This window comes from Sphingomonas sp. 37zxx, assembly GCF_000786205.1.
Classification (GTDB): domain Bacteria; phylum Pseudomonadota; class Alphaproteobacteria; order Sphingomonadales; family Sphingomonadaceae; genus Sphingomonas.
Genome location: NZ_JROH01000080.1, coordinates 1 through 8,128, shown reverse-complemented (window position 1 = coordinate 8,128; position 8,128 = coordinate 1). Strand labels below are relative to the sequence as shown.

At 64.5% G+C, this 8,128-nt stretch carries 7 protein-coding genes and 3 pseudogenes; 7 read left to right on the top strand and 3 right to left on the bottom strand.

What is annotated here, in order from left to right; translation table 11 throughout:
* The 6 genes and pseudogenes from QU44_RS18005 to QU44_RS18385 form a co-directional block, all read left to right on the top strand.
* A partial coding sequence (locus QU44_RS18005) for a transposase (RefSeq protein WP_156141250.1) occupies positions 1-256 on the top strand: 256 nt, incomplete at its 5' end.
* Positions 257-367: 111 nt separating this feature from the next.
* Positions 368-927, top strand: a pseudogene (locus QU44_RS16465) (helix-turn-helix domain-containing protein); the annotation flags it as partial.
* On the top strand, positions 924-1,241 hold the full coding sequence (tnpB, locus tag QU44_RS18570) for an IS66 family insertion sequence element accessory protein TnpB (RefSeq protein ID WP_231621788.1): 318 nt from the start codon (positions 924-926) through the stop codon (positions 1,239-1,241). The pseudogene QU44_RS16465 and the gene tnpB, both read left to right, overlap by 4 nt.
* Before the next feature lie 72 nt (positions 1,242-1,313).
* Positions 1,314-2,180, top strand: a pseudogene (tnpC, locus tag QU44_RS16455) (IS66 family transposase); the annotation flags it as partial.
* A 24-nt stretch (positions 2,181-2,204) separates the two neighbouring features.
* Complete coding sequence (locus QU44_RS18565) at positions 2,205-2,348, top strand: hypothetical protein (protein ID WP_197054365.1); 144 nt, start codon at positions 2,205-2,207, stop codon at positions 2,346-2,348.
* Between the two features lie 23 nt (positions 2,349-2,371).
* Positions 2,372-2,515, top strand: a pseudogene (locus tag QU44_RS18385) (IS630 family transposase); the annotation flags it as partial.
* Between the two features lie 68 nt (positions 2,516-2,583).
* Here the strand turns inward: QU44_RS18385 and QU44_RS16450 are convergent.
* The 3 genes from QU44_RS16450 to aceA all read right to left on the bottom strand — a co-directional run bounded on the left by QU44_RS16450 (position 2,584) and on the right by aceA (position 6,166).
* Complete coding sequence (locus QU44_RS16450) at positions 2,584-3,372, bottom strand: SDR family oxidoreductase (RefSeq protein ID WP_033923498.1); 789 nt, start codon at positions 3,370-3,372, stop codon at positions 2,584-2,586.
* A 112-nt stretch (positions 3,373-3,484) separates the two neighbouring features.
* Positions 3,485-4,630 carry an acyl-CoA dehydrogenase family protein gene (locus tag QU44_RS16445; protein WP_033923501.1) on the bottom strand — a complete coding sequence of 382 codons (1,146 nt, stop codon included), beginning with the start codon at positions 4,628-4,630 and terminating at the stop codon, positions 3,485-3,487.
* Positions 4,631-4,861: 231 nt separating this feature from the next.
* Positions 4,862-6,166 carry an isocitrate lyase gene (gene aceA / locus QU44_RS16440; RefSeq protein ID WP_033923497.1) on the bottom strand — a complete coding sequence of 435 codons (1,305 nt, stop codon included), beginning with the start codon at positions 6,164-6,166 and terminating at the stop codon, positions 4,862-4,864.
* A 199-nt stretch (positions 6,167-6,365) separates the two neighbouring features.
* Here aceA and QU44_RS16435 point away from each other — a divergent pair, with 199 nt between their 5' ends.
* A complete protein-coding gene (locus QU44_RS16435) occupies positions 6,366-7,751 on the top strand; it encodes a helix-turn-helix domain-containing protein (protein WP_033923496.1) in 1,386 nt (461 codons plus the stop codon).
* The last annotated feature ends 377 nt before the right edge of the window (positions 7,752-8,128 follow it).

Below are 8,128 nucleotides of genomic sequence, written 5' to 3'. Positions count from 1 at the left end.
TGCCGGAGACAAACTGCGCGACGCACTCGCCAGCATGGGCCAGTGGACCGTCGAGATCATCAAGCGCTCCGACACTGCCAAAGGCTTCCAGCGCCTGCCCCGCCGATGGGTCGTCGAACGAAGCTTCGCCTGGCTCGGGCGATGCCGCCGCCTCGCCAAGGATTGGGAAACCTCCGTCGCATCCTCCACCGCTTGGGCGCTCATCGCATCCATCCGTATGCTCACCCGCCGAACCGCAAGCTGTTGCTGGGGTTGAGAAACTTTTGGATCAGGCTCTAATATCAGATCCCATGAGGCGGGCCTCATAGGGGATTCCCAAGCGGCCATAAGTTCGATTCAATGATCGCGGACCTGAGGGAGGTTGGCGATGGCATCGGCGGTCGCGCTTCGATTGGATTTCACAGCGGCCAAGATGCGGGCGCTGGCTCGATTGAGCGGTGACGCGAACCAGGTGCGCCGGTTGCTGGCGCTGGCGTCGATTTACGAGGGCGGGACACGGAGCGAAGCGGCGCGCGTCGGCGGGGTTGGGCTTCAGACGGTTCGCGACTGGGTATTGCGGTTCAACGCCGCCGGGCCTGACGGGCTGAACGACGCGGTGCCGCCCGGCGGCGTGCCACTGCTCGACGACGCGCAACGTCGCGCCTTGGCGCAGCTCGTCGAGAGTGGCCCGATCCCGGCATCGCACGGTGTCATACGCTGGCGGCTGATCGATCTGGCGCAGTGGGTGTGGGACGAGTTCTCCGTCAGCGTCAGCAAGCAGACATTGAGCCGGGAGCTTCGCGCCATGGGGTATCGCAAGCTGTCTGCGCGTCCGCGCCATCATGCGCAGGATGATGACGCCATTCCGACGTTTAAAAAAACTTCCCCGCCGAGGTGGCAGCGATCCGGGCAACGCTCCCGCGCGGCACAGCAATAGAGCTTTGGTGGCAGAGCCTGCCCCGGACTTGATCCGGGGACGAGGCGCGGGTCGGCCAGAAGAACGGGATCAGACGCTGCGCCGCGACCCTTTCGCGGGCGATCTGTACGTGTTCCGCGGCCGAGCCGGATCGCTGGTGAAGATCATCTGGCATGGCGGGATCGGGATGTCGCTTTATGCCAAACGGCTCGAGAAGGGCCGGTTCATCTGGCCATCGGCGAACGACGGGATGGTGGCACTGACGGCCTCGCAACTTGCCTGTCTTCTGGACGGGATCGACTGGCGCAACCCGCAGTATAGCTGGCGGCCGCAGAGCGCAGGATAGGTTTTCCGCCCCTGCATTTTGGCCTTGCAGAAAGGCGTGCCGGATGATTCATTCGCCTTCGTGGTCACCACCATTTCCGCCCTGCCCAACGACGTCGAAGCGCTCAAGGCGTTGGTCGCGGCGGCGTTGGAACTGGCCGAGAAGGCGACTCGCAGAGCCGATGAGTTTGAAGCCCGGCTTGCCAATGCTCTAGCCCGCGAGAGCGCCCGTGACGCGCTGATTGCGCATCTGAAGTTGCAGATCGCCAAGCTGAAGCGCGAGCAATATGGTGCCAGCGCCGAACGCACCCGCCGCCTGCTCGACCAGCTGGAGCTGCAACTGGAGGAGCTGGAAGCCGACGCCAGCGAGGATGCCCTGGTCGCCGAAGCCGCCGCGCAGAAGACTGCCAACGTCCGCAGCTTCGAGCGCAAAGCCCCGGCCAGGCAGCCGTTCCCCGAGCATTCGCCGCGCGAGCGGGTGGTAGTGCCGTCACCCTGCTCGTGCCCGGCCTGCGGCAGCGTCCGCCTCTCCAGGCTGGGTGAGGATATCACCGACACGCTGGAAGTGATCCCGCGCCAGTGGAAGGTCATCCAGACGGTTCGCCAGAAGTTGAGCTGCCGGGATTGCGAGAAGATCAGCCAAGCGCCAGCACCGTTCCACGTCGTGCCGCGCGGATGGGCTGGTCCCAGCTTTCTGGCCATGCTGCTCTTCGAGAAGTACGGGCAGCACCAGCCGCTCAACCGCCAGGCCGACTGGTTCGCCCGCGAAGGCGTGCCGCTTAGCATATCGACGCTGGCGGATCAGGTCGGCGCCGCGGCATTCGCACTGATGCCGATCTACCGCCTGATCGAAGCCCATGTGCTGGCGGCGATACGCCTGCATGGCGACGACACCACCGTGCCAGTGATGGCCAAGGGCAAGACCGATATCGCGCGATTATGGGTGTACGTGCGCGATGACTGACCGTTCGCCGGGGCCGAACAAATGGAACCCGAAGATTGCTGCCTCAGCAGTATCGACAGCCTCGACGAAAGCGCCGCGTCCGTCACCGGCTTCACCCGCAAAGGCCTCGATTACCTCGAAGATATCCTCGACGACCGCCGGTCAGACTTCATGAAAAACATCTGAGCTACCCTGCGGCCCTCCCCGGATGGATACGCCAAAACTGGCTCTCCAATAGGATATTCAAATCCTACGCCGACATCCTCGATCAATGCTGCTTCGCATGGAACCGTCTCATCGATCAGCCGTGGCTCATCATGTCCATCGGCTTGCGATCATGGGCACATGGGTGACCGCCCGTGGGACTTGGTATAAGAGACCGTTTGGAAATTCGCACTTTCGCGAATTTCCAAACGGTCTCTTAGCCGTCGATCGACGCACCCAGCGAGGCGTTCACCAGCCCGCCATCGACGGTAATCGTCTCACCCACCACATAATCGCCCGCGCGGCTGGCAAGATAGATCGCCGCCGCCGCCATATCCTCGGCCTCGCCGATCCGCCTGGCCGGGATTGCCTTGGCCACCGAATCGCCGTGATCGCGCGCCGCCTTGTTCATGTCGCTGGCAAAGGCACCCGGCGCGATCGAGGTGACGTTGATCCCGTCTTGAATCAGCCGCGCCGCCATCCGGCGGGTGAGGTGGATCAGCGCCGCCTTCGACGCCTGATAGCTATAGGTCTCCCATGCATTCAGCCGCTGGCCGTCGATCGAGGTGATGTTGATGACCTTGGCCGGCTTGTCGCGCGAGCCAGCGGCCTTGAGCGCGCCGTGCAGCGCCTGCGTCAGGAAGAAGGGCGATTTGACGTTGAGGTCCATCACCTTGTCCCAGCCCTTTTCGGGGAAGCTGTCGAACGGCTCGCCCCATGCCGCGCCGGCGTTGTTGACCAGAATGTCGAGGGCGGGTTCGTGTTCGGCAAATTGCGCCGCCAGCGCCTTGCAGCCATCGACGGTCGATACGTCGGCAGGCAGCGCGATGCAGTGTTCGCCCAGTTCGGCGGCGGTTTGTTGGCAGGCATCGGCGCGGCGCGACGAGATATACACCTTTCCCCCCATGCCGATGAAGCCGGTCGCGATCATCTTGCCGATGCCGCGCGACCCGCCGGTGACAAGCGCGACGCGACCATCGAGGCGGAACAGGGTGCTGGTGTCCATGTGATAACTCCCCTCCCGCTTGCGGGAGGGGCCGGGGGTGGGGCCATCCGCAAACAGGACAATAAGTAAGGCCCTCCCCCGCTCCCTCCCGCAAGCGGGAGGGGGGAAGAAGCTACCCGCCGCGCTTCATCGTTTCGCGCGCGATGATCAGTTGCTGGATCTGGCTGGTGCCTTCGTAGATCCGAAACAGCCGGACATCGCGGTAGAGCCGTTCGATGCCGTAATCGGCGATATAGCCAGCGCCGCCATAGATCTGCACCGCGCGATCGGCGACTCGGCCGACCACCTCCGACGCGAACAGCTTGGCGGCGGCGCTTTCGAGCACGACATCGTCGCCGCGATCCTTTTTATCGGCGGTTTCAAGCACCAGTGCGCGCGCCGCCAGCGCCTCGGTCTTTGAATCCGCCAGCATCGCCTGAATAAGCTGGTGTTCGGCGAGCGGCTTACCGAACTGTTTGCGCTCGCCGGCATAGCCGACGCAGTCGGCGATCAACCGCTCGGCAACGCCGACGCAGACCGCCGCGATATGCAGCCGCCCGCGATCGAGCACGCGCATCGCGATCTTAAAGCCTTCACCCTCGGCCCCCAGCCGATTGGCGGCGGGAACGACCACGTCGTCAAGGTTGAGGTCGGCGACCTTGGCACCTTTTTGCCCCATCTTCTTTTCCGGGTTGCCGATCGACACGCCGGGCAGATCGCGCGGGACCAGGAATGCCGAAACGCCGTGCGCGCCGAGATCGTCGCCGGTGCGCGCCATCACGGTGAACAGATCGGCCTTGTCGGCATTGGTGATATAGCGCTTGGTGCCCGACAGCCGATAATGGTCGCCGTCCTTCACCGCGCGCGTTTTTACCGCGCCCGAATCGGAGCCGACATCGGGCTCGGTCAGCGCGAAGCTGGTGACGATCTCGCCGCTGGCGATGCGCGGCAGCCATTCGGCCTGCTGCTCGGGCGTGCCCGCCATCACCAGCCCCTGCGATCCGATGCCGACATTGGTGCCAAAGGTCGACCGGAACGCCGGCGTGGTGCGGCCAAGCTCGATCGCGACCCGGCATTCCTCGGCCATCGTCAGCGCAAGGCCGCCATATTCCTCGGCGATCGACAGCCCGAACAGGCCCAGCGCCTTCATCTCGTCGACGACATCCTGCGGGATCGCGTCGGCCTCTTCGACCGCGGCTTCGAGCGGGCGGAGCCGTTCGGTGACGAAGCGGCGGACGGTTTCGATCAATGCGTCAAAGGTTTCGGAATCGAGCGCCATCATCATCCTCTCTGGCCCATTCCCTTTGTTCGAAAGGAATGGGGTGGCCCGCAGCGCATTTTACAGGTGCGCTTGCTGGCGTTGCGCTATAGCTATCGCTGGCGGCGCAGTTGTGCAACCCGCCTTTCCATACCCGTTATTCCAATATTGCAGCGGTGCAACGTAAATGCCCGCCGGCACCCTGCGGTGCCGACGGGCATCTTTCCTCCCCAGGAAAGCTGGTTGAAATGGTCAGGCGGCCTTGGCCTCCAGGGCTGTTTCGGCCTTTTTGAACTGATCGGCCTCGGTCGATTCGCCAAGCGCAGTGGTCGAGCTTGCGCCGCCCGCCAGCGTGGTGGCGACGAGATCGAAATAGCCGGTGCCGACTTCGCGCTGGTGGCGGGTGGCAGTGTAGCCATGTTGCTCGGCACCGAATTCGGCCTGTTGCAGCTCGCTATAGGCCGCCATGCCGCGATCCTTATAGCCGCGCGCCAGCTCGAACATGCCGTAGTTGAGCTGGTGGAAGCCCGCGAGCGTGACGAACTGGAACTTATACCCCATCGCGCCGATTTCGCGCTGGAAGCGGGCGATGTCATCCTTGTCGAGATTGGCCTCCCAATTGAAGCTGGGCGAGCAATTATAGGCCAGCATCTTGTTCGGATATTGCTTCTTGATCGTCTCGGCGAAGCGGCGGGCGTCGGCCAGCACCGGCTTCGACGTTTCCCACCACAGCAAATCTGCGTGCGGCGCGAAGGCGAGGCCGCGCTTGATGCAGTGATCGACGCCGGTGCCGTCCTTCAGGCGGAAGAACCCCTCGGGGGTGCGTTCGCCGGTCAGGAACTCGCGGTCGCGTTCGTCGACGTCGCTGGTGATCAGCTTGGCGCTTTCGGCGTCGGTGCGCGCGCAGATGACGGTCGGCACGCCCGAGACATCGGCGGCGAGGCGCGCGGCGTCGAGGTTGCGGATATGCGCCTGCGTCGGGATCAGCACCTTGCCGCCGAGATGGCCGCACTTTTTTTCGCTGGCCAGCTGGTCCTCATAATGGACGCCGGCGGCACCTGCGGCGATATACGCCTTCATGATCTCGTAGCAATTGAGCGGGCCGCCAAAGCCGGCTTCGGCATCGGCGACGATCGGGGCGAACCAGTCGCGGGTCACGCCGCCTTCGCTATGTTCGATCTGGTCGGCGCGCTGAAAGGTGTTGTTGATCCGGCGGGCAAGATCGGGGCCGGCATTGGCGGGGTAGAGCGACTGATCGGGGTACATTTGCCCGGCGCTGTTGGCATCGGCGGCAACCTGCCAGCCCGACAGGTAGATCGCCTTGAGCCCGGCGCGGACCATCTGCATCGCCTGATTGCCGCTCAGGGCACCCAGCGCGTTGATGTAATCCTCGGTCTTGAGCAGCTCCCACAGCTTGTTCGCGCCCCGGGTCGCCAGCGTGTGTTCGATCGTGACCGAGCCACGCAGGCGCTCGACATCGGCTGCGGTGTAGGGGCGTTCGATCCCCTCAAAGCGGCCGACGGGGGCGGGGACGAGGGTTTCGAAGCTGGTAGTCATTGTCATCACCTTCACAAAGCGTCCTGCGGATGATTTGGAAGTATACAAAAGCTACACTAGGTACCCCATGCATTTGCCTCCCCCGCGGGTCGCGCTGTCGCTGGCCGCGAGCTATCTGCTGTCAGATTGTAAATACTTGACAAGGGCGAGTCGTTTCGGTCCATTCCCGCGGTGTGACACAAAAGGGGGCTTGTAGGACATGGCCGAACGCAAGCTGATTGCCGGGCACGCGGTGCGGCGGGCGCGGCGGCAGGCGGGACTGACGCAAGCCGCGATGGCCGAGGCGCTGGAGATTTCGCCGAGCTACCTCAACCTGATCGAGCGCAACCAGCGCCCGGTGTCGGCGAACCTGCTGGTGCGGCTGGCGCAGCGATTCGATTTCGATGCGCGCGCGCTGGCGGCGGGCGAGCCGGGGGGCGGCGCGGCGGCGATGCGGCGGCGGCTGGCCGATCCGCTGTTCGCCGATCTCGAGGTCGATCGCAGCGAGGTCGAGGAATGGCTGGCGGCGGCGCCCGGCGGGGCAGAGGCGTTTGCGCGGCTGTTCGATCGCGCTGGGGCGGAAAGCGGCGGCGGCGTGATCGACGAGGGCGACGCCATCGCGCGCGATGTCCGCCGCGCGATCGAACGCTGGCGCAACCATTTTGCCGATCTCGACGCCGCCGCCGAAAATCTGGCCGATGAATTGCGGCTGGGCAGCGGCGATCTGGCGCAGGCGATCGCCGAGCGGCTGCGGGTGAAGCATCAATTGTCGGTCCGCATCCTGCCGGTCGAGGTGATGCCCGACATGCTCAAGCGCGTCGACCTGCATGCGCGGCAATTGCAATTGTCTGAAATGCTCGACGCCGCATCGCGCACCTTTGCGATGGCCGAGCGGCTGGGGGTGGAGGCGGGGGCGGAGATCGAGGCGCTGGTGCGCGGGGCCGAGCTTGCCGACCGCACCGCACAGCGGCTGTTCCGCCGCCACGTCACCGGCTATTTCGCCGCCGCGCTGATGATGCCCTATGCCCGGTTCCTGCGCGCGTGCGAGGGGACGGGCTATGACATCGAGCTGTTGCAGCGGCGCTTCGGCGCGGGGTTCGAGCAGGTGGCGCACCGGCTGACGACACTGCAACGGGTGGGCGCGCGCGGGCTGCCCTTCTTCATGCTGCGCGTCGATCGGGCAGGGCAGGTCTCGAAACGCTATGCCGGCGCGAGCGCCTCGCCCCTGGTCGAGGGCGGGCTGTGCCCGTTATGGAAATTGTTCGAAACCTTCGGCCGTCCCGGCGATCTGGTGCGCCAACTGGTCGAAACCGAGGATGGCACACGCTGGTTCACACTGGCCCGCACGGTACAGCCCCAAGGCGCGCGCGCAGGGGGTGTGCGCGGGCGTTTCGCGATCGGGCTAGGGCTGGCGGCGAGTGAGGCGAGCGCGCTGGCGGCGGCGCGCGGGGTTGATCTGGCGGGCGGCGCGGTGCCGGTGGGCCTTGGCTGCCGCACCTGCACCCGCACCAACTGCCCGCAACGCAGCGCACCGCCCGCCGGGCGCGCGCGGATCGTGAGCGATCGCGAGGCGGGGGTTACGCCGTTCGCTTTTGCTGGGGATTGAAGGGGGGTGACCAAATCCCGTTCGTTTCGAGCGTAGTCGAGAAACGGGAAGCTTGGCGTGTGGTGTCGGTTTCTCGACTTCGCTCGAAACGAACGGGGGAGAAAAATAGCACAAGCGACGATTGATCTTATGGCACTTTTGATACGCTGAGGGTTAACGAGGCCGCTGTATGCTAACTACCACCTCGGAATGGGTTTTATCGCGGCTATTTGTAGGTTGGCCTGGTTAAACTAAGAGAAAAATATGGATGAAAATCTTCTAAACCTCCCCCTGAGCATTCAAGTCGCGCTAGGTAGTGGCTATTTAGCCTACTTGGTGGCGTACGCTGGGATACGCCAGCATCACACACCTGAGCACCTCCATCAACCCGGTGATCT

Coding starts and splice junctions, on each gene's coding strand:
- aceA (WP_033923497.1), bottom strand. CDS start 6,166: ATGACTACCAGCTTCGAAACCCTCGTCCCCGCCCCCGTCGGCCGCTTT.
- QU44_RS16435 (WP_033923496.1), top strand. CDS start 6,366: ATGGCCGAACGCAAGCTGATTGCCGGGCACGCGGTGCGGCGGGCGCGG.
- QU44_RS16450 (WP_033923498.1), bottom strand. CDS start 3,372: ATGGACACCAGCACCCTGTTCCGCCTCGATGGTCGCGTCGCGCTTGTC.
- QU44_RS18565 (WP_197054365.1), top strand. CDS start 2,205: ATGGAACCCGAAGATTGCTGCCTCAGCAGTATCGACAGCCTCGACGAA.
- QU44_RS16445 (WP_033923501.1), bottom strand. CDS start 4,630: ATGGCGCTCGATTCCGAAACCTTTGACGCATTGATCGAAACCGTCCGC.